Origin of the sequence: Actinomadura sp. NPDC048394 (assembly GCF_040651755.1) — a bacterium.
Taxonomy (GTDB): Bacteria; Actinomycetota; Actinomycetes; order Streptosporangiales; family Streptosporangiaceae; genus Spirillospora; species Spirillospora montaniterrae.
In genome coordinates, this window is record NZ_JBEZJL010000105.1 from 1 (window position 1) to 21,840 (window position 21,840).

General features: G+C 74.3%; 21 protein-coding genes. 7 read left to right on the forward strand and 14 right to left on the reverse strand.

The features are described from left to right. Positions 1 to 126: 126 nt before the first annotated feature. Positions 127 to 1,722 carry a substrate-binding domain-containing protein gene (locus AB0C78_RS45550; protein ID WP_360761020.1) on the forward strand — a complete coding sequence of 532 codons (1,596 nt, stop codon included), beginning with the start codon at positions 127 to 129 and terminating at the stop codon, positions 1,720 to 1,722. Between the two features lie 41 nt (positions 1,723 to 1,763). On the opposite strand, the gene AB0C78_RS45555 is transcribed toward AB0C78_RS45550, so the two are convergent. Continuing rightward, a complete protein-coding gene (locus AB0C78_RS45555) occupies positions 1,764 to 2,486 on the reverse strand; it encodes a TetR/AcrR family transcriptional regulator (protein WP_360761022.1) in 723 nt (240 codons plus the stop codon). An 86-nt stretch (positions 2,487 to 2,572) separates the two neighbouring features. On the opposite strand from AB0C78_RS45555, the gene AB0C78_RS45560 reads away from it, so the two are divergent. Then, positions 2,573 to 3,385, forward strand: a complete 813-nt coding sequence (locus tag AB0C78_RS45560) for an alpha/beta hydrolase (protein ID WP_360761024.1) — start codon at positions 2,573 to 2,575, stop codon at positions 3,383 to 3,385. A gap of 63 nt (positions 3,386 to 3,448) precedes the next feature. On the opposite strand, the gene AB0C78_RS45565 is transcribed toward AB0C78_RS45560, so the two are convergent. From AB0C78_RS45565 to gap, 5 genes are all read right to left on the reverse strand, one after another. Next, a complete protein-coding gene (locus tag AB0C78_RS45565; RefSeq protein WP_151542680.1) occupies positions 3,449 to 3,823 on the reverse strand; it encodes an RNA polymerase-binding protein RbpA in 375 nt (124 codons plus the stop codon). Between the two features lie 83 nt (positions 3,824 to 3,906). Continuing rightward, the gene (gene secG / locus AB0C78_RS45570) at positions 3,907 to 4,149 is read right to left on the reverse strand and encodes a preprotein translocase subunit SecG (RefSeq protein ID WP_151542679.1); all 243 of its coding nucleotides are present in this window, start codon (positions 4,147 to 4,149) and stop codon (positions 3,907 to 3,909) included. Between the two features lie 160 nt (positions 4,150 to 4,309). Continuing rightward, positions 4,310 to 5,104, reverse strand: a complete 795-nt coding sequence (gene tpiA / locus AB0C78_RS45575; protein WP_360761027.1) for a triose-phosphate isomerase — start codon at positions 5,102 to 5,104, stop codon at positions 4,310 to 4,312. 3 nt (positions 5,105 to 5,107) lie between these two features. After that, a complete protein-coding gene (locus AB0C78_RS45580; RefSeq protein WP_360761029.1) occupies positions 5,108 to 6,295 on the reverse strand; it encodes a phosphoglycerate kinase in 1,188 nt (395 codons plus the stop codon). 82 nt (positions 6,296 to 6,377) lie between these two features. Continuing rightward, positions 6,378 to 7,385, reverse strand: coding sequence for a type I glyceraldehyde-3-phosphate dehydrogenase (gene gap, locus AB0C78_RS45585; RefSeq protein WP_151542676.1), 1,008 nt, complete (start codon positions 7,383 to 7,385; stop codon positions 6,378 to 6,380). Between the two features lie 220 nt (positions 7,386 to 7,605). Between gap and AB0C78_RS45590 the strand changes: the two genes are divergently transcribed. Genes AB0C78_RS45590 through AB0C78_RS45600 form a run of 3 tightly spaced genes read left to right on the forward strand, consistent with a single transcriptional unit; the run spans position 7,606 to position 10,899 of the window. Next, a complete protein-coding gene (locus tag AB0C78_RS45590) occupies positions 7,606 to 8,385 on the forward strand; it encodes a hypothetical protein (protein WP_360761032.1) in 780 nt (259 codons plus the stop codon). Further along, complete coding sequence (locus tag AB0C78_RS45595) at positions 8,382 to 9,695, forward strand: hypothetical protein (protein WP_360761034.1); 1,314 nt, start codon at positions 8,382 to 8,384, stop codon at positions 9,693 to 9,695. The genes AB0C78_RS45590 and AB0C78_RS45595 overlap by 4 nt, the downstream gene beginning before the upstream one ends. Continuing rightward, positions 9,685 to 10,899: a hypothetical protein gene (locus AB0C78_RS45600; RefSeq protein ID WP_360761036.1), complete on the forward strand. Its 1,215-nt coding sequence runs from the start codon at positions 9,685 to 9,687 to the stop codon at positions 10,897 to 10,899. Before AB0C78_RS45595 ends, AB0C78_RS45600 begins: the two co-directional genes overlap by 11 nt. A gap of 9 nt (positions 10,900 to 10,908) precedes the next feature. On the opposite strand, the gene AB0C78_RS45605 is transcribed toward AB0C78_RS45600, so the two are convergent. Beyond that, positions 10,909 to 11,718 carry a hypothetical protein gene (locus AB0C78_RS45605; RefSeq protein WP_360761038.1) on the reverse strand — a complete coding sequence of 270 codons (810 nt, stop codon included), beginning with the start codon at positions 11,716 to 11,718 and terminating at the stop codon, positions 10,909 to 10,911. Next, positions 11,715 to 12,242, reverse strand: coding sequence for a sigma-70 family RNA polymerase sigma factor (locus AB0C78_RS45610; protein WP_360761040.1), 528 nt, complete (start codon positions 12,240 to 12,242; stop codon positions 11,715 to 11,717). Before AB0C78_RS45610 ends, AB0C78_RS45605 begins: the two co-directional genes overlap by 4 nt. Before the next feature lie 129 nt (positions 12,243 to 12,371). Here AB0C78_RS45610 and AB0C78_RS45615 point away from each other — a divergent pair, with 129 nt between their 5' ends. Further along, positions 12,372 to 14,249, forward strand: coding sequence for a heparinase II/III family protein (locus AB0C78_RS45615; protein WP_360761042.1), 1,878 nt, complete (start codon positions 12,372 to 12,374; stop codon positions 14,247 to 14,249). Positions 14,250 to 14,260: 11 nt separating this feature from the next. Here AB0C78_RS45615 and whiA read toward each other — a convergent pair whose 3' ends face one another. From whiA to uvrC, 4 genes are read right to left on the reverse strand one after another with little or no spacing between them, the layout of a single operon-like run. Next, positions 14,261 to 15,241, reverse strand: a complete 981-nt coding sequence (gene whiA / locus AB0C78_RS45620; RefSeq protein ID WP_151542670.1) for a DNA-binding protein WhiA — start codon at positions 15,239 to 15,241, stop codon at positions 14,261 to 14,263. A gap of 60 nt (positions 15,242 to 15,301) precedes the next feature. Next, positions 15,302 to 16,291, reverse strand: coding sequence for a uridine diphosphate-N-acetylglucosamine-binding protein YvcK (gene yvcK, locus AB0C78_RS45625; protein WP_360761044.1), 990 nt, complete (start codon positions 16,289 to 16,291; stop codon positions 15,302 to 15,304). A 46-nt stretch (positions 16,292 to 16,337) separates the two neighbouring features. Continuing rightward, positions 16,338 to 17,216 (reverse strand): RNase adapter RapZ, encoded by an 879-nt coding sequence (gene rapZ / locus AB0C78_RS45630; RefSeq protein ID WP_360761046.1) that lies wholly within the window; start codon positions 17,214 to 17,216, stop codon positions 16,338 to 16,340. Further along, entirely contained in the window at positions 17,213 to 19,303 is a 2,091-nt protein-coding gene (gene uvrC, locus AB0C78_RS45635) for an excinuclease ABC subunit UvrC (protein ID WP_360761048.1), read from the reverse strand. The genes rapZ and uvrC overlap by 4 nt, the downstream gene beginning before the upstream one ends. A 157-nt stretch (positions 19,304 to 19,460) precedes the next feature. Here uvrC and AB0C78_RS45640 point away from each other — a divergent pair, with 157 nt between their 5' ends. Then, positions 19,461 to 20,678, forward strand: coding sequence for a mechanosensitive ion channel domain-containing protein (locus AB0C78_RS45640; RefSeq protein WP_360761050.1), 1,218 nt, complete (start codon positions 19,461 to 19,463; stop codon positions 20,676 to 20,678). Here the strand turns inward: AB0C78_RS45640 and AB0C78_RS45645 are convergent. Together AB0C78_RS45645 and AB0C78_RS45650 are read right to left on the reverse strand one after the other, a co-directional pair. Next, positions 20,665 to 21,186, reverse strand: coding sequence for a Rieske (2Fe-2S) protein (locus AB0C78_RS45645; RefSeq protein ID WP_360761052.1), 522 nt, complete (start codon positions 21,184 to 21,186; stop codon positions 20,665 to 20,667). The two genes, AB0C78_RS45640 and AB0C78_RS45645, sit on opposite strands and share 14 nt — an antisense overlap. A gap of 127 nt (positions 21,187 to 21,313) precedes the next feature. Further along, a complete protein-coding gene (locus AB0C78_RS45650) occupies positions 21,314 to 21,766 on the reverse strand; it encodes a Rieske (2Fe-2S) protein (protein ID WP_360761054.1) in 453 nt (150 codons plus the stop codon). Positions 21,767 to 21,840: the final 74 nt, after the last annotated feature.

A 21,840-nucleotide genomic window follows, 5' to 3' on the forward strand; every position in this document is an offset into this window, starting at 1 on the left:
CCGGGCGGGGGGGCGGGGCCCCGCGGGGGGTCTCTGGCGGCCCGGGGCGGGGGCCCCGCGGCGCGGGGGCCCGCGCGGCGGGCGGGGGCCGCCCCCCCCCCGCGCCGGGCGGTGGCGGTCGTGTGCATGGCGATCGCGGCGGTGCTCGGCACGTCGGTGTACGCGCTGTCGGCGATCACGGCGTGCTCCGGCGGGGTGACGACGCTCGACGCGGCCGTGGCGCCGGAGCTGGCGCCCGCCGTCTCGGCGGTCGCCGACGGCTTCAACGGCGCCGACCACCGGGCGGGCGGGAAATGCGTGCGCGTCACCGTCCGGGCGGCGGGCCCGGCGGGCGTGACGGCGCTGCTGTCCGGGCAGATCCCCGCCGGTGCGGGCGTGCGCCGGCCGGACCTGTGGGTGCCCGACACGTCCCTCTGGCTGCGGCTGCTGGCCAAGCCCCCGCGCACGGTGGGCGGCCCGCTGGCGCGCTCGCCGCTCGTCGCGGCCGTCCCGCGCGCGCGGGCCGCCGGGACGCCCGGCACCTGGACGGACCTCCTGCACGCGGCGGCGCCCGGGGAGCGGAGCTCGCGGGCCGTCCGGCTCGTCCTCGCCGACCCGTCCCGCACCGGAGCCGGGATCGCCTCGCTGCTGATCGCGCGGGAGCGGGACGGAGACGCGGCGTTCGCGGCGTTCGCGCGGTCGGTCCGGGAGAGCACCGCGCCGGACGTGGCCGGCGAGTTCGGCCTGCCGGCCGGGGCGGCGTCGCGTCCGGCGCCCGTCCTGGCGGTTCCCGAGCAGGCCGTGTGGGAGCACGACCGCAAGGAACCGGCGGCCGCCTTCCAGGCCGTCTACCCGCGCGACGGGACCCTGTCGCTGGACTACCCGTTCACGATCGTCGACGACCGTCCCGGCGCGCGGCTGTTCGAGCGCGCGCTGCGCGGCGGGGAGGCCCGCGAGCGGTTCCAGGCGGCGGGATTCCGCGATCCCGCCGGGCGGGCGCCGGCCGCCTTCGCCCGGACGCCCGGACTGTCGGCGGCCCCGCCCGCCGTCCTCGCCGAACCCGACCCGGCCCTCGTCCGCCGGACGGCGCAGGAGTGGGCGCGGCTGACGCTCGGCTCCCGGATGCTGTCGGTGCTCGACGTCTCCGGGTCGATGGCGCAGCCGGTGCCCGGCTCGCGGCTGACCCGGCTGCAGGCGATCGCGCAGGCGTCCCTGGAGGGCCTGGCCCTGCAGCCCGACGACACCGAACTCGGCCAGTGGATCTTCTCCACCCGGCTGGACGGCGACCGCGACTGGCGGCGGACCGTCCCCATGGGCCCGCTCGGCGGGCGGATCGGGTCCGTCACGCGGCGGCAGCGCATCCTCAGCACGCTGGCGGCGCTGCGCCCGAAGCCGGACGGCGCGACCGGCCTGTACGACACGGTCCTCGCCGCCGTCCGGTACATGCGCCGCACCTACCGGCCGGAGATGGTCAACACCGTGCTGGTGTTCACCGACGGCCGCAACGACGACCCCGGCGGCCCGACCCTGGACCGCACGGTCGCCGCGCTGCGCGCCGGGCGCGAGGAGACCCGCCCCGTGCAGATCATCGTGATCGGCTTCGGTCCGGACGTGGACACCGCCGAGCTGCGGCGGCTCGCCGACGCCACCGGCGGCAGCGTCTACACCGCCCGCGCCCCGCAGGACATCCTGCGGATCTTCGGCGAGGCCACCGCCCGCCGGCTCTGCGCCCCGTCCTGCTGAGCGCCCCGTCCTGCTGAGAACGGGGGCGTGCCGGGCGCCGTTCAGGGGCGTCCGGGCAGCCGTGCGGCGAGGCCGTCGAGCAGGCAGTCCAGCCCGAACGCGAACCGGCGCGCGCACTCGCGCTCGACGTCGACGTCCCCGGCGGCGGCCATCCGCCGGCCGAGCAGCGGATGATCCCGCGCCACCCGCCGCATGTACGCGGCGGCCTCCTCCGCCCACTCCGCCGTCCCCGCGCCGGTGCGCCCGAGCGCGGCGCGCCAGGACGTCTCGGCGGCGACGGCCCCGATCACGTGGTCGTTGACGGCGGCGAGCGCCGCGTCGAGGTCGGCGTCGGCGAAGCCCGCGCCCGCCAGCACCGCCAGCCCGGCCTCGCTGAGCGCGAGCGCGTTCGGCCCGAGGTTCGGGCGGCCCGCCAGGTCGGACAGCACCCACGGGTGCCGCAGCAGCATCGCCCGGTTCGCCGCGGCCAGCGCCGCGAGCGCCTCCCGCCACCCGTCGCGGGGCCCGGTCCCGGCCTCCGCCAGGACCTCGCCGAGCACCTCGTCGAGGGCGAGCTCCAGCAGCTCGTCCTTCGTCGTCACGTACCAGTAGAGCGAGCCGGCGGTCACGCCGAGCTCGGCCGCGATCCGGCGCATCGACAGGCCCTTGCCGCCCTCGGCGTCCAGGATCGCGACCGCGCACTCGACGATCTGCCGGCGGCTGAGCCGCCTATCGCGGGCCGGGCGCTCGGGACGCAGCCAGACGGAGGGCGAAAGCGTGGTCATGCCTCCACCCTAGCGAGCCCGCCGTACATCGTTTTAGGCTCTTATACACTGTTCAAGGATGCTGAACGCTGTTCAAGGAAGGTGCCATGGAACGCGACGTCCACGTGACCGTCTGGGACGAGACCGGCGGCGCCGGGCCACGGGCCGTCCTCGTGCATGGGTCCACGACCTGGGGGGACGACCCCGTGTTCGGGTTCGCGGCGCAGCGGCCCCTCGCGGCCCGGTACCGCGTCCTCGCGATGGACCGCCGGGGCCACGGGCGCAGCGGGCCGTCCCGATCCCCCGGATACACCAGCGACTACGAGGCCGACGCCGAGGACATCGCGGCCCTCCTCGGCGACGGCGCCCACCTCGTCGGGCACTCCTACGGCGCGACGGGCGCCATGCTCGCGGCCGCGCGGCACCCCGGCTCCGTCCTGTCGCTCACGCTGATCGAACCCGGCTCCTACCAGGCGGCGGCGGACGACCCCGTCGTCGCCGCCGCACTCCAGGCGAACCGGGAGAACACCGCGCGGATGCCCGCCGGCCTGACCCCGGAGGCGTACCTGCGGGCGGCGACCGCGTCGGTGGGCCTGCCGCCGCTGGAGCCGGACCCGCGGCGGCTGCGGGCCGCGGAGGCCGCGATGCGCGAGCGGCACTGCTGGGAGGCGCCCGTGCCGGTCGCGGAACTCGCCGCCGCGCCCTGGCCCAAGCTCGTGATCTGCGGGACGTGGGAGACCGCGCCCGCCCTCTACCGCGAACGCGGCGGCGAGCCGCTGATGGCATGCGCGCGGGTCACCGCCGCGCGGATCGGCGCGCGGCTGCTGCGCGTCCCGGGCTCCGGCCATTACGCGCACGTGGACCGCCCGGACGCCGTCAACGCCGCCCTCGACGACCTCTGGAGCCGGCCCGCGGCATGAAAAGGCCATGGCCCGGCCCCCTTCCGGGGCCGGGCCATGGCTCGGTGCGATGCGGGCGGAGGGTCAGCTCCGGCCGGCGGCCTCCAGGGCCTTCTTCACCGCGGCGCGCTTCTCGCGCAGCTTCGCGAGCGCCTCCTCGAGGATGGCCTCGCCGTCCTCGTCGCTGCGCCGCTCCTTCACGTACGCCAGATGCGTCTTGTAGGGCTCGGTCTTCGGCGGCGCCGGCGGGTTCTCCGCGTCCTGCCCGGCCGGGAACCCGCAGCGCGGGCAGTCCCACGTCTCGGGGACCGCGACGTCGGTCGCGAAGCTGGGGCGGGTCTCGTGCCGGTTGGCGCAGTAGAAGGTCACCCAGACGCGGGGGGCGGCGTCGCCGCGCTCCGCCTCTCCCATTGGACCGGCCCCGACGCGGCTGCCCCGAATCGCGTTGCCACTACCCACGGACTACTCCTCGCTTTGTGTGCCGCCGCCGCCAGGGGACCTCCGAGGACGGCGCGGCGCTCGAACGTGTTGGACGGGGCGGCTCAGCCGACGCCCTTGTGCTTGAACAGCAGCCCGAGCACGATGATCGAGGCGAACCAGACCACCCCGACGCCGATCGTCAGCCGGTCCAGGTTGCGCTCCACCACCGACGAGCCGCCGAGCGACGACGAGATGCCGCCGCCGAACATGTCGGACAGTCCCCCGCCCTTGCCCTTGTGCATCAGGACGAGGACCACCATCAGCAGGCTCGTGACGATGAGCACGATGGACGATGCGATGATCACAGTTCTTCAGCGCCTTCTCTGGCCGGCCCCGCGAGCGGGGCCTCGTCTGTAGGGACGGAGGATCGAGCCGGGCGGTTTACCCGTCAGCTACGAAGGGTACGACGAACTACCCGCTGGTTCGGCAAGAACCCCCATGTCACGCGGAATTGATCAGTTTTGATCAGGCCGGGAGATCCCGGTACCGGCAGATCTTGACGAACTCGCCCGGGTCGAGGCTGGCACCACCGACCAACGCGCCGTCCACGTCGGCCTGCGCCATCAGCCTGGCGATGTTGTCGCCCTTCACCGAGCCGCCGTACAGGATACGCACCTGGTCGGCCACCCCGCCGTCGTACAGCTCGGCGAGCCGGGTGCGGATCGCGCCGCAGACCTCCTGCGCGTCCTGCGGGGTGGCGACCTCGCCGGTGCCGATCGCCCAGACCGGCTCGTAGGCGATCACCGTGCGCCGCACCTGCTCGGCGGAGATCTTCTCCAGCGCCCCGTCCAGCTGCGCGAGGACGTGCGGGACATGCCCGCCGGACTTGCGCACCTCCAGGCCCTCGCCCACGCAGACGATCGGGGTCATCTCCGCGCCGAGGACCGCCTTGGCCTTGGCGTTGACGAGCGCGTCGTCCTCCGCGTGGTACTCGCGCCGCTCGGAGTGCCCCACGATCACGTAGGAGCAGCCGAGCTTGGCCAGCATCGACGCGGCGATCTCGCCGGTGTAGGCGCCCGAGGCGTGCTGCGAGACGTCCTGGGCGCCGTACTGGATGGCGTAGTTGTCGGCCGCGATCACCGTCTGCACCGTGCGCAGGTCGGTGAACGGCGGGCACACGACGACGTCGACGGCCTCGAAGTCGGGCTCCTTCAGCGCGAACGCCATCTTCTGGACGAGCAGCAGCGCGTCCAGGTGGTTCTTGTTCATCTTCCAGTTGCCCGCCATCAGCGGCTTGCGGGCGGGGGTCGCGGCGGCCATCGGTCAGTCCTCCAGTGCCTGCAGGCCGGGCAGCGTCTTGCCCTCGAGGTATTCGAGGCTGGCGCCGCCGCCGGTCGAGATGTGCGAGAAGGCGGCCTCGTCGAAGCCGAGCTGCCGGACGGCCGCGGCGGAGTCGCCGCCGCCGACCACGGTGAACGCGCCGGAGTCGATCAGGCCCTGCGCGACGGCGCGGGTGCCGTGCGCGTAGGGCTCCATCTCGAACACGCCCATCGGGCCGTTCCAGAACACCGTCTTCGCGCCGGCGAGGCGCGACGCGAACAGCTTGCCGGACTCGGGGCCGATGTCGAGGCCGAGCCGGTCGGCGGGGATCGCGTCGGCGGCGACCACGTCGTGGTCGGCGTCCGCGGCGAACGCGGTCGCGGCGACGACGTCCACCGGCAGCACGAACTCCACGCCGGTCTCCTCGGCGCGCCGCAGGTACTCGCGGACCGTGTCGAGCTGGTCCTCCTCGAGGAGGCTCTTGCCGACCTCGTGGCCCTGCGCCTTGAGGAAGGTGAAGACCATGCCGCCGCCGATCAGGATGCGGTCGGCCTTGCCGAGCAGGTTGTCGATCACGCCGAGCTTGTCGGAGACCTTGGAGCCGCCGAGGACCACCGCGTAGGGCCGCTCGACCCGCTCGGTGAGCTTCTCCAGCACCGACACCTCGGTGGCGATCAGGTCGCCGGCCGCGTGCGGGAGCCGCTTCGGCACGTCGTAGACGCTCGCGTGCTTGCGGTGCACCGCGCCGAACCCGTCGCCGACGTAGACGTCGGCGAGGGCCGCGAGCTTGTCGGCGAACGCGCCGCGCTCGGCGTCGTCCTTGCTGGTCTCGCCCGGCTCGAAGCGCAGGTTCTCCAGCAGCGCGACGTCGCCGTCGCCGAGCCCGCCGACCGCGGCGTGCGCGGACGCGCCCACCACGTCGTCGGCGAACACCACGCGGACGCCGAGCAGCTCGCCGAGCCGGCCCGCGACGGGCGCGAGCGAGAACTCCGGCCTCACCTCGCCCTTCGGGCGGCCGAGGTGGGCGCAGACGATGACCTTGGCGCCCCTGGCCAGCAGCGTCTCGATCGTCGGGAGGCTGGCCCGGATCCGCCCGTCGTCGGTGATCCGGCCGTCCTGCAGCGGGACGTTCAGGTCGGCGCGGACCAGCACCTTCCGGCCGGCGACGTCCAGATCGTCAATGGTGCGCATCGGGATGCGATGTCCTTCCGGATACGGCCCCGCCGTGGCCGCGCGCACGGCGCGGCCACGGCGGGAACGGAACTCTCGCGATTCAGAGCTGCGAGCCGACGAGCTTGACGAGGTCGACGAGGCGGTTGGAGTAGCCCCACTCGTTGTCGTACCAGCCGACGACCTTGACCTGGTCGCCGATGACCTTCGTCAGCCCGGAGTCGAAGATGCAGGACGACGGGTCGGTGACGATGTCGCTGGAGACGATCGGGTCGTCGGTGTAGGTGAGGTAGCCCTTGAGCGGGCCCTCCTCGGCGGCCTTCTTGAACGCCTCGTTGACCTCCTCGGCGGTGACCTCGCGGGACAGGGTCGCGGTGAGGTCGGTGGCCGAGCCGGTCGGCACCGGGACGCGCAGCGCGTAGCCGTCGAGCTTGCCGTTCAGCTCCGGCAGCACGAGGCCGATGGCCTTGGCGGCGCCGGTGGAGGTCGGCACGACGTTCAGCGCGGCGGCGCGGGCGCGGCGCAGGTCCTTGTGCGGCGCGTCCTGCAGGTTCTGGTCCTGGGTGTAGGCGTGGATCGTCGTCATCAGGCCCTTCTCGATGACGAAGTTGTCGTGCAGCACCTTCGCCAGCGGGGCCAGGCAGTTCGTGGTGCAGGACGCGTTGGAGATCACCGTGTGGTTCGCCGGGTCGTACTTGTCCTCGTTGACGCCCAGGACGACGGTGAGGTCCTCGTTCTTGGCCGGGGCCGAGATGATGACCTTCTTGGCGCCGTTGTCGGCGTGCACCTTGGCCTTGGTGGCGTCGGTGAAGAAGCCGGTGGACTCCACCACGATGTCGGCGCCGACGTCGCTCCACTTGAGGTTCGCGGGGTCGCGCTCCTCGAACGCCTTGATCGACTTGCCGCCGACGACGATCTCGTCGGCGGTGGCGCGCACGTCCTCGGGGAAGCGGCCGAGGATGCTGTCGTACTTGAGCAGCTGGGCGAGCGTGGCGTTGTCGGTCAGGTCGTTGACCGCCACGATCTCGATGTCGGCTCCGCTCGCCTTGACGGCGCGGTAGAAGTTGCGGCCGATCCGGCCGAACCCGTTGATGCCTACTCGGATGGTCACGGAACGGCTCTCCTCGTACGTCGTGTCGCCCGGTGGCACCAGGCTGTCAACTGCGGTCTACCGGGGTCTTCCCCCGCTCTCGACCCTATCCAATGACCCGCGGGTAGCCCGACACCGGCGGCGGTGGATTCGCGGGTGACCCGCGCTCCCCCGTCCGGGGGACCGGCCGCCGGGCCGCCGCCGGACCGCCCGTCCGGACGATCATCAGTAGACTCCCGCCATGCGGCGCGGGTGGTTTGTCCTTCTGATCGGCGGATTCCTCGCCTGCTGTACGGCCGCACCGGCGTGGGCGGCGCCCGTCCGGTCCGCGAAACCGCCCGCGGTGCAGACCCGGGTCGGCTTCATCACCGCCCAGCTCAAGCGCGACCCCGTGTACGTCACCGACCAGGTGCCCCGGATGCTCCCGCCCGGCACCGCCGGGAAGATCAAGGCGCTGGTCGGCCGGCTGGGCGTGCCCACGTACGTCGTGGTGACGCTGCCCTCCCGCCTCCGCGACGACGACACCGAGGCCCCGTCCGACCTGGAGTCGCTGGTGCCCGTGCTGCACGACCGGCTCGGCAAGGACGGCGTCTACCTCGTCACCGATCCGAGCGGCACTCTCGGCGAGGTGCAGCAGTTCGGCGGGACGCGCCGGATCGACGTCGAGCACGCCTACCAGGCCGCGACGTCGGAGCTGCCCTACGAGGCGGGCCTGCTGAGCGTCCTCGGCCGGTTCGTCGAGATCGCCCTCTCCGGCCACGCTCAGGAGCGCGCCCTCCACCCGTCGCCCCGGCCCGAGTCCGCGACCCGGCGGGAGCTGGACGCCTACGACCGCGGCAACCACCGGGCCGCCGTCAGGAACAACACCGCGTTCGGTGTCGGCGCCGGCCTCGGCGGGTTGGCCGTCCTGGGCCTGCTGGTGGGGCGCCGGGTCCGCCGCGGCAAGCGCCGGCCCGCCCCCGGCGGGAGACCGGTCCGCACGAAGCAGAAGCGGCCCGCCGGGAAGGCGGGGGAGCGATGAGGCGCGTCGTGCCGGGCATCCTCGGCGTCTCGGCGGCGGCCCTCGCGCTGTGGGCGGCGCCCGCCTCAGCGGCGCCCGACCCGCGCTACTCCGGCCACCGCCTCGACCGCGTCGCCGCCGCGCTCGCCAAGGACCCGCTCTACGTCGACCCGGACGTGGACGTCGCGCTCGGCGCCGCCGAGCGCGCCCGCGTCGACACCGCGATCCGGGCGGCCGCCAAGCGGGTCGCGGTCCCGATCCTCGTCGTGGTGGCCCCCAACCCGACCGAGTCGGAGTCCCAGGGCAAGGACGACGCCTTCCTGTCCGCGCTGCACGGCGTCACGCACCGCGACGGCCTCTACCTGATGGTCGACGACGACGGCTACATGCTCGGGCAGGGCTGGAACGTGCCGCGCGACATCGACCTGGACGTCGTGGCGCAGGACGACCTCCCCGACTACGAGCCGCCCGACATCCACCGTCCGTTCAGCGGCCTCGCCGACCGGCTGGTCAAGCGCGTCGACGCCTGGGCCGCCGCGCCCGCGGGCCCGCCCAGATCGTCCCCCGCGCTCCTCAGCCCGCCGGTCCCGTTCGGGCAGGAGGACGACCATCCGCTGGTGCCCGACAAGCCCACCGTCAAGAGCCACTTCCTCCGCGGGATCCTCATCGCCGGCCCCCTGTCGGCGGTCGCGCTGTACTGGGCCGGGATCGGCTCGGCCGCCGCGGGGCGCCGCTGGTTCCGCCGCGGCGGGGCCCGGGGCGCCGTCGCGGGCCTGGCCGCGCACACCGAGGCGCATCCCGGCGCGCCGGCCAAGCCCTCGGACCGGTGGCTGCGGCGCACCGCGTCCGCCGAGCTGGACCGGCTGCGCGACCGGCTGCCCGACGCGTCCGGCAACCGGGGCCGCGCGTTCGCCCTCGCCGCGTTCGACGCCGCGCAGATCCTCTACGACGACGTGCACGGGAAGCCCGGCCACGCCCTCGACCTCGTCGGCGTGATCGTCCTGGCCCGGCAGGGGCGGCGCGCCCTCGCCGGGCAGATGACCGCCCCTCCGCCGCCGTGCTTCGTGAACCCGCTGCACGGCGACTCCACCCGGCGCAAGAGCATCGCTCTGCCCGGTGACGGCGCCGGCGGCAAGTCCCGCAGGCAGCCGCTGTGCACGGCGTGCTCCGGCGCGTCCGGCAAGGAGATCGCGGACCGGGTGCTGCGCGTCCAAGGGCCGGACGGTCTCGCGCCGCACTACGCGGTCCCCGGCGTGTGGCGGGACGCGGCGTGGGCGACCCGCGGAAACGACCTCGTCAAACGCGTGATGGAGTACCTCGGTGTCGAGTAAGCCCTCCCCCGGCGCGCGCATCGCCGCCGCGCTGCGCCGCTTCCCGATCTACGTCGACCCGTCGTACGCGTCGGCGCTGCCCGCCGCGGACCGGCGGCGCCTCGCCGCCCGGCTGAAGAAGATGCCGGTGCCGACGTACATCGTGCTGGTGCCGCTGGTCCAGGGCGGCACCTGGAACGACGACAAGCAGCTCGCGACCGTCGTGCACAGCCGCCTCGGACGGGACGGGATCTTCGTCACCTTCCACGAGTCCACCGACGAGCTGATGGGGCACGAGTGGGGCGGCGACCACGCCGCCGACGACGCCGCGTGGGCCGTGAACTGGGACGACTCGCTGGACGGCGCGTCCCTCGCGGCGCGGCTCACCCGCTTCACCGACCTGGTCGCCTCGGGCACCGCCACGCAGGTCTACAAGCAGGAGTCCGCGGAGATCGACCGCAAGTACCAGGCGCACCTGAAGTCGACCGCCCCCAAGCCGGAGAAGGGCGGTGGCGGCACCGGCCTCGCGGTGCCGCTCGCCGCGGGCGGCGCCGGCGTCGCGGTCGCCGCCGTCGCGGGCGTCCTGCTGTGGCGGCGCCGCCGCATGGCCGCCGTCCGCCGCGAGAGCGGCGACGGCCTGCTCCTGCCGCGCACCGTGTTCGCCACCGCCGGGAAGGCGAGCGAGGACCAGCTGCGCGAGCAGGCGTCCCGCGAGGTCATCGCTTTCGGCGAGCTGCTGGACGGCTCGACCGCCCCCGGCGGCGAGCGCGCCGGGGCCCTCATGACCCGGGCCCTCGACGCCTACCAGGCGGCGGCGAAGACCCTCGACGGTGCGAAGGGCGTCCCCGACCTCGCCGGCGTGCTCGTCCTGCTCGACCAGGGCCGCGACGCCCTCGCCTCCGCCCGCGCGCTCGCCGAGGGCAAGCCCGAGGCGCCGCCGAGCCCGCTGTGCTTCTTCAACCCGCTGCACGGCGACGGTCCCGCCGAGATCGACTGGCGGCCGCTCGGCTCTCGCCGCCGTCTCCACGTCCACGCCTGCCGCCCTTGCGCGCGCGCCGCCCGCGCCCGCGAGACCCCCGACATGCTGATGGACCGCCGCGACGGCCGGGACGTCCCCTACTTCGAGGCCGACCCGGCCCGCAGTGTCTGGGCCGAGACGGGCTACGGCCAGCTCCGCGACGACCTCATCCACCGCGTCCTCAGAGGCGACCTCCACAAGGACTGAACGCCGTCCTCAGCTGCCGTACGGCCGTCCTTTCAGGATCCGGCCGGTAGGGCCGAGGATCCGCAGACCGCGGCCGATGTGAAGACTGTTGCCCGGACTCGGGTAGATCCTCGGCCGCGTCGCGAAGACCAGCGCGGTGCCGGAGGCCGCGGGCAGCCGGACGCAGACGATCTCTCCCCCGGCATCGCAGGTCACGCGCGTCCACCCCCCGCCCGGGCGCAGCAGCTGGAAGCCTCCGACGGGATCGGTGCTGTAGCCGATCCAGGAGACCGGTCCCCCGGCACGGGCCTCGAGCAGGCCGGGGGCCTGGCCGAGGACGAAGTTGGGGATGCGGTGCGCCCCCAACCGTCCGGCGCCCCCGACGATCTGGCAGTCCATCCGCCCGCCGTCCAGGCGGACGGTCTCCAGCCTGGCCTGACCGCCGATGGCGGTCACGATCAGCCACCGGTCCCAGCCCGGGATCCGCAGCGCACCGACCTGCCGCAGCGCCGAGGCGGTCTCGCGCGGGTCCAGGCCGCCGCGGCAGATCCATGCCAGCCGGCCGACCTGCTCCGGCGACCCGATGCGCGGGTAGGACGGTGCGGCCGTCGCCGCGGGACCGGTCCGAGGGGCGCGGCCGTCCATGACCAGGCCGGGGACGAGAGCGGCGGCCGTGGCGGCGACCGTCGCCGCGCCCGCCGCCGCGGGGACCAGCAGGCGGCGCCGCCGGCGCCTCGCCGCCGCGCGTTCCCGCACCCGGGTCCACGCGTCCGGCGCCGCCGGGAACGCCTCCGCCCGGGCGCGCAGCACGTCCCGCAGGACGTCCTCGATCTCCGTCATAGCGATGCACCTCCCAGGGCGCGCTGCAGGGCGGCGAGGCCGCGCCGGATGTGGGTCTTGGCCGAGCCGGGCGAGACGCCCATGGCCTCGGCCACCTCGTGGTCGGCCAGGTCGAGCCAGTACCGCAGGACGAGCGCCTCGCGCTGGCGGCGCGACAGCCGGTCCAGCGCGCCCGCCAGCTCGCGGTGCTCCTCCCGGTCGAGCACGACGAGCTCGGCCGCGGCGGCCGGCTCGGGCGGCGGCGGCTGGCGGAGCCGGGCCAGGCGCAGGTGCCTGCGCCGGTTGCGGGTGAGGTTGCAGACGGTGGAGCGCAGGTAGGCCGGCGCGGTCTCCGGGTGGCGCAGCGCCCGCGCGCGGCCGTGCAGCCGGGCGAACGCCTCCTGCGCGACGTCCTCCGGGTCGTCCGCGCCCAGCAGGCCGGCCAGCCCCACGAGCCGCGGGTAATGCGCGGCGAACAGCTCCTCCAGCATCTGCGGGGAGAGGGGCCCCGGCTCCCGCGGGGCCACGTCTTCGGCGAGGATCACGCCCCTTAAGACACCCGAGCGGCGGCGCCGATGACACCGGACGGCCCCCGTTCCGTTTCGTCGCCGGACGTTCACCCGCTCTTCACGGCACGGCGTCGGCCGGAGAGCGCCTCCGGGTGTCTCTCAGACGTGCTCACACGATCTCGGGGAAGATTCCGCGGCGCGGGGAGCGCCGCCCTGCTGCTGCCGCTGCTCGCCGGCTGCGGGCTCGCCTCCACTCCGGGCGGGACCGCCGCGTCCGCGCCGCCGGTGCCGTCGCGGAACGCGCCCTACAAGGGGACGTGCGTCGGCTTCAACGGCCTGGACGCGCTCAACCCTGCGGCGGAGGTCCGCGCGGGCCGGTTCCGGGTCCCCGGCGCCGCCCCGGTCCGCGTCGCCACCGGCACCGACGTCGACTGGGGCCTCGACCCCTACGACGACCGGACCTGGCAGCTCTGGTTCCACTCCCTCGAATGGCTCGGCGGCCTCATCGGCGCGTACGCGCGGACGGGCGACCGCGCCGCCCTCGACACCGCCACGGGCATCGCGCGGGACTGGCTCGCCGCCAACGACCATCCCGGGCGGTTCCGCAAGGACCGCCGCGACGCGATCGCCGAGGGCACCAAGTTCCGCCTCGCCACCCTCGTCTGCCTGCGCAAGTACGCGACCGGCCGGTGGCTGGACGACGCGATCGCCGCGCACGCGGAGTGGCTCGCCCGTCCCGAGCACTACTCCGGTCCCTGGAACCACGGCACCGACGAGTCGATGATCCTCATGGCGGCGGGCTGCGCCATCGGCCGCGACGACCTCGCCGGCCTCGGCCGGGACCGGCTCCTCGGCGCCATGTTCCATCCGCCCGGCGGCGCGCTCCCGGCCGTCGACGCGGAGGGCGCCGGCAACGAGCAGTCGGCGCACTACGCCGTCTACAACCGGGGCCGATGGCGGTTGGCGCTGCGGGTGATGCGCGGATGCAGCCGGCCCGCGCCGGCGGCGATCGCGCACCGGCTCGCGCTGATGGACGAGTTCATCGCCTTCCAGACCACCCCCGGCGGCGACCTGCTGCAGATCGGCGAGTCCTACGCGGCCAAGGCGTCCGCGATCTCCTCCCCGAGCGGCGGCCCGCTCGAATACGTCGCGACGCAGGGCAGGAAGGGCACCCGTCCGGCGCATCGGGCACGCGTCTACAAGGCCGGATACGTGATGGGCCGCAGCGGATGGGGCGGCGGGGCCCGCGCCTTCGCCGACGAGATGTCCTACACGGCCCGGTTCGGCCCCGGCCGCTACGCGCACGGGCAGGACGACCACATGGAGCTGACCTTCCACGCGCTCGGCCGCGACATCCTCGTCCCGAGCGGCCACATCGGCTACAGCGACAAGGCGTGGCGCGCGTGGCTGGCCTCCCCCGAGGCGCACAGCACGCTCGTGGTGCGCGGCGTCCCGTTCCGCGAGGACGCGGCGACGGCGCTGACCGCGCACCGGTTCCGGCGCGGCGCCGACACGTTCCGGTTCTCCGACACCGCCTTCACCGGGACGACCCGGACCCGCTCGGTCCTGGCCGCGTCCGACCCCGACGCCCTGGTGGTCCTCGACGGCGTGGACTCCGCCGCACCCGGTACGGGCCGTCCCGTCGAGCAGCTCTGGCACCTGCCCGCCGCGTATACCGCCGTCCCGGACGGGACGGGCGCCGTCGCCACCGCGGGGCGGCTGCGCGTCCACTTCCTGCGGATCCCGCTGCCGGGCACCGCGACACCGCCGCCCGCGCGCGTCGTCCGGGGCTCGCTGAGCCCGCCGCAGGGCTGGATCGTCCCGTCCGAACGCACCACGGTCCCCGCGCCGGTCGTCTCGCTTCCCGCGCAGGGACCGCACGTCCGGATGCTGACGCTCATCGCCCCCGTCCGCGGCACGGAACGCCCCCGCGTCCGCACCCGCGCCTTACCGGACGGAGGCGTCCGCGTCGAAGCGGCGTTCTCCGGCCGTACCCTCGTCTTCGAGGCGACCTCCGACGGCGCGCTCCGCCGCATCCGCTGACCCGTGCCGGATTACGGCGCCAGCATGTCGGCCGTGAGGTTCGCCTCGGTGCCGGGGATGCCCTGGTCGCCGGCGCGCTTGTCGGCCATGGCGAGCAGGCGCCTTATACGGCCGGCGATCGCGTCCTTGGTGAGGGGCGGGTCGGCGAGCTGGCCGAGCTCCTCCAGGGAGGCCTGCTTGTGCTCCAGGCGGAGGCGGCCGGCGTTGACCAGGTGCTCGGGGGCGTCGTCGCCGAGGATCTCCAGCGCGCGGGCGACGCGGGCGCCGGCGGCGACCGCGGCGCGGGCGGAACGGCGCAGGTTGGCGTCGTCGAAGTTGGCGAGCCGGTTGGCGGTGGCGCGGACCTCGCGGCGCATTCGCCGCTCCTCCCAGGCGAGGACGGCGCCGTGCGCGCCGAGCCGGGTGAGCAGCGCGCTGATCGCGTCGCCGTCCCGGACGACGACCCGGTCCACGCCGCGGACCTCGCGGGCCTTGGCGTGGATCTTCAGCCGGCGGGCCGCGCCGACGAGCGCGAGCGCCGCCTCCGGACCGGGGCAGGTCACCTCGAGCGACATGGACCGGCCCGGCTCGGTGAGCGAGCCGTGCGCGAGGAACGCGCCGCGCCAGGCGGACTCGGCGTCGCAGGCGGCGCCGGCGACGACGTGCCGGGGCAGCCCGCGGACGGGGCGCCCGTTGTTGTCGATGAGGCCGGTCTGCCGGGCGAGCGACTCCCCGTCCCGGAACACCCGGACCACGTACCGGTTGCCCTTGCGCAGGCCGCTCGGCGCGAGCACGACGACCTCGGAGGTGTGCCCGAACACCTCGGAGATGTCCTTGATGAGGCGGCGCGCCGCCACGTTGGTGTCGATCTCCGCCTCGATCACGATGCGCCCGCTGACCAGGTGCAGACCCCCCGCGAAACGCAGCAGCGTCGAGACCTCCGCCTTGCGGCAGCACGGCTTCATCACCGTGAGCCTGCTCAGCTCGTCCTTCACCACACCGGTCATCGCCATAGATGAACCCTCCCCCTATCGGACTTCCAGCAGTCTGGCCGATCGCGGCCCGCCGGGTCGTCAGTCACTGAATATCTGTACGAAGGCTTGGGCCAGGCGGGCGGGTTCATGACGCGGCGAGCCGTCGTCGGCGGCGACCCGGGACAGCACGAGGCGGCCGCCGAGCCGCTGGACGGCCTTGTCGAGCGCGTCCGGGTCGTCCACCACGCCCTCGTCGGCGAGGACGACGTCGACGCGCAGGTCGGGGGCGTGCGCCTGGAGGACCTCCAGATGCGTCTGGGGGGAGAAGTCGTCGGTCTCGCCGGGCTGCGGCACGAGGTTCAGCGCGACGACCCGGCGGGCGCGGCTGGAGGTCAGCGCGCGGGCGAGCGCGGGGACCTTCAGATGCGGCAGGACGCTGGTGAACCAGGACCCCGGGCCGAACACGATCCAGTCGGCGTCGTCGACGGCGGCGAGCGCCTCGGGGCAGGCGGGCGGGTCGGCGGGCACGAGCGAGACGCCGAGCACGGAGCCGGCCGTGCTGGCGCACGCGACCTGCCCCTTCACGTGCGTGATCTCGTCGGGGCGGGACGGGTCGGCGCCGCGGACCTCCGCGACGATGTCCATCGGGACGGCCGCCATCGGCAGTACCCGGCCGTGCGCGCCGAGCAGCCGTCCGACCCAGTCGAGCCCGGCGACGGTGGAGCCGGGCCCGGCCCCGCCGGGCGCGCCGTCCGGGGCGTCGCCGCCGAGCAGCTCCCAGAGCGCGACGATCAGCAGGTTGCCGACCGCGTGCCCCTGCAGGTCGCCCTCGCTGCGGAACCGGTGCTGGACGACGTCCCGCCAGGTCTGGCCCCACTCGTCGTCGCCGCACAGCGCGGCGAGCGCCATCCGCAGGTCACCGGGCGGCAGCACGCCCAGCTCGCGGCGGAGCCGGCCGCTGGAGCCGCCGTCGTCGGCGACGGTGACGACCGCGGTGAGCCGGTCGGTGACGCGCCGCAGCGCCGACAGCGAGGCGTACAGGCCGTGACCGCCGCCGAGCGCGACGACCTTCGGGCCGGGAGGCTTCACCGCGTTCGTTTCTCTCTCCGTCCGGGACCCGGCGCCGCCGCGGGTCTCATTCGCGGCCGAGGTCACGATGGGCGACCTGCACCTCGATGCCCTCGTCCCGCAGCCGGGCGGCGATCTGTTCCGCCATGGCCACACTACGGTGTTTGCCGCCGGTACATCCCACGGCGAGCGTGACGTAGTGCTTGCCCTCGCGCTCGTACCCGTCGGCGAGCAGCCGGAGCACCTCGGCGTAGGCGTCGAGGAACTCCTTGGCGCCGCGCTGGCCGAGCACGTAGTCGCGGACGGCGGCGTCCCGGCCGGTCTTCGGCCGCAGCTCCGGTACCCAGTGCGGGTTCGGCAGGAACCGGCAGTCGACGACGAGGTCGGCGTCGACGGGCAGCCCGTACTTGTAGCCGAACGACACGACGGTGGCGCGCAGGCTCGACTCGCCGGTGTCGTTGCCGAAGAACCCGATGATCTTGTTGCGCAGCTCGTGCACGTTCAGCCCGCTGGTGTCGATCACCAGGTCGGCCTCGGCGCGGACCTCGCGGACGAGCTCGCGCTCGCGGGCGATCCCGTCGACGAGGCGGCCGTCGTCCTGCAGCGGGTGCGGGCGGCGGACGCTCTCGAAGCGGCGCACGAGATCGGCGTCGCTGGCCTCCAGGAACACCACCCGGGGGTGGACGCCGCGCGCCTCCAGCTCGGCGATCGAGGAGTGCAGGTCGTCGGTGAACGCGCGGCTGCGCACGTCGACGACGACGGCGATGCGCGGCACCGCGTCCTTCACCCGGCCGCCGAGGTCGGCCATGGTGGCCAGCAGCCCCGGCGGCAGGTTGTCGACCACGTACCAGTCGAGGTCCTCCAGGGACTTGGCCGCGGTGCTGCGGCCCGCCCCCGACATCCCCGTGACGATCACGATGTCCGGAATCTTCGACTCGCTGGTCATGTCCGCTTCCCCCCGTGCTCCCCGTCGGCCGTGCGGCCCCCGTCGGCCGCCCGGCCTCCACCGGCCCCGTTCCGCCTCTGGGCCGCGTCCTCCGCGGCGGCCCCGCGGTCCGCCGGGCCGCCCCCGGCGCCGCGCGCCGGGACGGACGCGCCGTGCAGCGCCGCGACGATGCCCTCCGCGCTGCGCCGCCCGATGCCCGGGACCTCGGCGACCTGCTCGGGCGTGGCCTCCTTCAGCCGCTTCACCGAGCCGAAGTGCTTCAGCAGCGCCGCGCGCCGGGACGGGCCCAGACCCGGAACACTATCGAGTTCGCTGACCGTCATGGCCTTGGAACGCCGCTGCCGGTGGAAGGTGATCGCGAAGCGGTGCGCCTCGTCGCGGACCCGCTGCACCAGGAACATGCCCTCGCTGTTGCGCGGCAGGATCACCGGGTCGTCCTCGCCGGGCAGCCACAGCTCCTCCAGCCGCTTGGCGATGCCGCAGACGGCGATGTCGTCGACGCCCAGCTCGTCCAGCGCCCGCTGCGCCGCCGCGACCTGCGGCGGGCCGCCGTCGACGAGCACGAGCTGCGGCGGGTAGGCGAACTTGCGGGGCCGGCCGGTCTCCGGGTCGATCGGCTGGTGCGCGCCCTCCTCCGCGCCGTCCACGCCGCCGTCCTCCGGGTCGCCGAGGGTGTCCAGCTCGCCCATCTTCTCGCTCTCGGCGAGATAGCGCTTGAACCGCCGGGTGATCACCTCGTGGATGGAGCGGACGTCGTCCTGCCCCTCGACCGCCTTGATCGTGAACCGGCGGTACTCGCTCTTGCGGGCCAGCCCGTCCTCGAAGACGACCATGGACGCGACCACGTTGGTGCCCTGCAGGTTCGACACGTCGTAGCACTCGATCCGCAGCGGCGCCTCGTCCAGCTCCAGGGCCTCCTGGATCTCCTGCAGCGCCCGGCTGCGGGTGGTGAGGTCGGACGCGCGGCGCGTCTTGTGCTGCTTGAGCGCCTCGTGGGCGTTGCGCGCCACGGTCTCCAGCAGCGTCTTCTTGTCGCCGCGCTGCGGGACGCGCAGGTGGACGGGCCCGCCGCGCTGCTCGGCCAGCAGCTCGGTCATCGCCTCGGCGTCCGGCGGCAGCGCCGGCACGAGCACCTCGCGGGGCACCGACTCGCTCTCGCCGTAGATCTGGATCAGGAAGTTCTCGACGAGGTCGGACGTGGTGACCTCCTCGACCTTGTCGACCACCCAGCCGCGCTGCCCGCGGATCCGCCCGCCGCGCACGTAGAAGACCTGGACGGCGGCCTCCAGCTCGTCCTCGGCGAAGGCGATCATGTCGCAGTCGGTGGTGTCGGCGAGCACCACCGCCTGCTTCTCCAGCGCCCGCTCCAGCGCGCGGATGTCGTCGCGGAGGCGGGCGGCGCGCTCGTACTCCTGGGACGCGGCGGCCTCGCGCATGTCGCGTTCGAGGCGCTTGATGAACCGGGAGGTGTTGCCCGCCATGAAGTCGCAGAAGTCCTCGGCGAGCAGCCGGTGCTCGTCCGGGGAGACGCGCCCGACGCACGGCGCCGAGCACTTGCCGATGTAGCCGAGCAGGCAGGGCCGATTGAGCTGGTGCTGGCGCTTGAACACCCCGGCGCTGCAGGTGCGGACGGGGAACACGCGCAGCAGCTGGTCGACCGTCTCCCGGATCGCCCACGCGTGGGAGTACGGCCCGAAGTAGCGCACGCCCTTCCGCTTGGCGCCCCGCATCACCATCACCCTCGGGAACTCCTCGTTGAGGGTGACCGCGAGATAGGGATAGGACTTGTCGTCGCGGTAACGGACGTTGAACCGCGGGTCGAACTCCTTGATCCAGGAGTATTCGAGCTGGAGGGCCTCGACCTCGGTGCCGACGACGGTCCAATCGACCCGGGCCGCGGTCTGCACCATCGTCTGCGTGCGCGGGTGCAGCGCCGAGAAGTCGGCGAAGTAGGAGTTCAGCCGGGAACGCAGGCTCTTGGCCTTGCCCACGTAGATGACCCGGCCGTGCTCGTCGCGGAATCGGTACACCCCGGGGGATTCCGGAATGGAGCCCGGTGCGGGTCGGTAGGTCGCCGGATCTGCCACGCCTTGAAGCCTAGTGGGCGCCACCGACACCCGGCGCGCCCGGACGTCCTGGCCTGGGGTGATGGAGATCTCCCCCATTCGGGTGGATGTTCGTAATTGGAGTGGAAAGGGAGGTTCGGTCAGGTTTTTCGCACGCTCGGAGGGGGTCGTACCGCAGGTGTCCGCGCTGTGGGCCTGGATCACGTTCGCCGTCGTCGTCGGGGTGTCCGTCGTGATCGTGGAGGGAGGGCGGCGGCTGCTCGCCGGGCGGCTGTCGCGGCACTGGCCCGGGGTCGGCCGGGTCGCGCGGCGCTGCGCCGCGCCCGCCTTCGCGTTCGCGGCGGTGGTCAGCGCGAGCAGCGCGATGCCGTACCCGCACATGAACGAGCACGCAGGCGGGCTCGTCGGGCATCTCATGCACATCGCGGCGATCGGCGTCACCACCTGGCTGGTGCTGCGGATCACCTACGCCCTGACCGACCCGCCGCTGGCCCGGCTCATGCGGATCGAGGGCGAGCGGAACCGGCGGGCACGGCGGGCCCGCACGCAGATGATGCTGCTGCGCCGCATCGCCGCCATGGTCGTGGTCATCCTGGCCGTCGGCGCCGCGCTGTTCACGTTCCCGGCCGTGCGGGCGGTCGGCGCGGGCGTGCTGGCGTCCGCCGGGGTCGCCGGGCTGGTCGTCGGGATCGCGGCCCGGCCGACGCTGGGCAACCTGCTCGCCGGCCTGCAGATCGCCTTCAGCGACGCGATCCGGCTGGACGACGTGGTGGTCGTGCAGGGCCAGTGGGGGCGCGTCGAGGAGCTGACGCTGTCGTACGTCGTCGTCCGGCTCTGGGACGACCGGCGGCTCATCCTGCCCGTCTCCTACTTCACCGAGCAGCCGTTCGAGAACTGGACCCGGCACACCAGCCGGGTGATCGGCTCGGTCGAACTGCACGTCGACTGGACCGTCCCGATCGAGGAGCTGCGCACCGAGCTCTACTCGATGCTGCAGGAGAACCCGCTGTGGGACCGCCGCGAATGGGTGCTGCAGGCCGTGGACGTCCAGCCGAACGGCCTGGTCACGATGCGGGCGCTGATGAGCGCCGCGGACTCGGCGAGCGCCTGGGACCTGCGCTGCGACGTCCGCGAGCACCTCATCGCCTACATCCGCAAGCACCATCCCGAGGCGCTCCCCCGCTTCCGTACCGACGACGACGGCCCGGAGGTCCCCCGGAGGGGCGCCGCCGCGGGCCCGGACGGCGGGGACGCCGACGTCACGGCGACCGATCCCCGCGCGCGCGACCGCGAGATGCGGGGCGGGGAGGTCGACGACCACGTCCGGGCCGCCTCCGAGAACGGCGACGGCCCGGCGCGCGCGAGGTCCGGCGCGGTGCCGCTCAGGCGAGGCTGATCTTCCCGCCCTGCACGGTGATCTTCTTCTCCTCGAGCGGCTTGTCCGCCGGGGGCCGCGCCACCGACCCGTCGGAGATCTTGAACTTGCTGCCGTGGCACGGGCAGTTGATCGTGCCGCCGGACACCGACCCGACGGTGCAGCCGCGGTGGGTGCAGGTCGCCGAGAAGGCCTTGAACTCGCCCTGCGACGGCTGGGTCACCACCACCTTCTCCGACTCGAAGACCTTGCCGCCGCCCACCGGGATGTCGCCGGTCGACGCGAGCGCCCCACCGCCCCCGCCCCCGCCGCCGCTGCCGCCGTCCGCGCTGTCGCCGCCGCCGGACGACCCGCCGCACGCGGCCGCCAGCCCCGCGACGCCCGCCAGCCCGGCCCCGATGAGCAGGCCGCGGCGGGACCCGCCCGCCGGCGCCGCGCCCTCGTCCGCCGGGGCCGCCGGCGGCTCCACGGCCGCGGGCTCGGCCCGCTCGTCGGTCGCGTCCGCCCGCGTCTCGGACTGCTGTGGCATCGTCTCCGCCCTCCGCTTGAACTCGGTTCCCGATCTCCCTGCGTCACCAGGGAGTACGGAGCGGGAGCGGCGTCGGTTCAAATCCGAACCAAAACGGATGATCTCCGCGGCGGGCCGGCGGCGCCGGTCAGCTGATGACGATGCCGCCGTTCTTCACCTGCACCGGGTACTCCTTCAGCGGCCGCGACGCCGGGCCGTGCGCGACGGAACCATCGGTGATCTTGAATTCGCTGCCGTGGCAGGGGCACTTGATCACCCCGCCGGCCACCTTGTTCACCAGGCAGCCCTGGTGCGTGCAGATCGCGGTGAACGCCTTGAACGCGCCCTGCTGCGGCTGCGTCACGACCACCTTGGTGTCGGCGAAGGTCTTGCCGCCGCCCACCGGGATGTCGGCCGCCTTCGCGACCTCCTTGCCGCCGAGGTCCTTCGGCTCCTTGTTCTGGTTCGTCGCGCAGCCGGCGGCGAGCAGCGCCGCGCCCGCCGCGCCCGCGCCGCACAGCACCGTCCGGCGGCCGACTCCCGCCGCCCCGGCGGACCCCGCGTCGTCGCGCGGGGCTCCGGGCGTCACTTCGTTGGTCATGCCCCCATGATCCTGGACGGCGCGGCGCGCCCCGCACCGACCCACCGGCGCGGCCGAACCCGGGCCGGGCCGCC

Excerpts from the sequence above, each read along its gene's own strand:
- AB0C78_RS45550 (WP_360761020.1), top strand. The coding sequence starts at position 127 with ATGGCGATCGCGGCGGTGCTCGGCACGTCGGTGTACGCGCTGTCGGCG.
- AB0C78_RS45555 (WP_360761022.1), bottom strand. The coding sequence starts at position 2,486 with ATGACCACGCTTTCGCCCTCCGTCTGGCTGCGTCCCGAGCGCCCGGCC.
- AB0C78_RS45560 (WP_360761024.1), top strand. The coding sequence starts at position 2,573 with ATGGAACGCGACGTCCACGTGACCGTCTGGGACGAGACCGGCGGCGCC.
- tpiA (WP_360761027.1), bottom strand. The coding sequence starts at position 5,104 with ATGGCCGCCGCGACCCCCGCCCGCAAGCCGCTGATGGCGGGCAACTGG.
- AB0C78_RS45580 (WP_360761029.1), bottom strand. The coding sequence starts at position 6,295 with ATGCGCACCATTGACGATCTGGACGTCGCCGGCCGGAAGGTGCTGGTC.
- AB0C78_RS45590 (WP_360761032.1), top strand. The coding sequence starts at position 7,606 with ATGCGGCGCGGGTGGTTTGTCCTTCTGATCGGCGGATTCCTCGCCTGC.
- AB0C78_RS45595 (WP_360761034.1), top strand. The coding sequence starts at position 8,382 with ATGAGGCGCGTCGTGCCGGGCATCCTCGGCGTCTCGGCGGCGGCCCTC.
- AB0C78_RS45605 (WP_360761038.1), bottom strand. The coding sequence starts at position 11,718 with ATGACGGAGATCGAGGACGTCCTGCGGGACGTGCTGCGCGCCCGGGCG.
- whiA (WP_151542670.1), bottom strand. The coding sequence starts at position 15,241 with ATGGCGATGACCGGTGTGGTGAAGGACGAGCTGAGCAGGCTCACGGTG.
- rapZ (WP_360761046.1), bottom strand. The coding sequence starts at position 17,216 with ATGACCAGCGAGTCGAAGATTCCGGACATCGTGATCGTCACGGGGATG.
- AB0C78_RS45645 (WP_360761052.1), bottom strand. The coding sequence starts at position 21,186 with ATGCCACAGCAGTCCGAGACGCGGGCGGACGCGACCGACGAGCGGGCC.
- AB0C78_RS45650 (WP_360761054.1), bottom strand. The coding sequence starts at position 21,766 with ATGACCAACGAAGTGACGCCCGGAGCCCCGCGCGACGACGCGGGGTCC.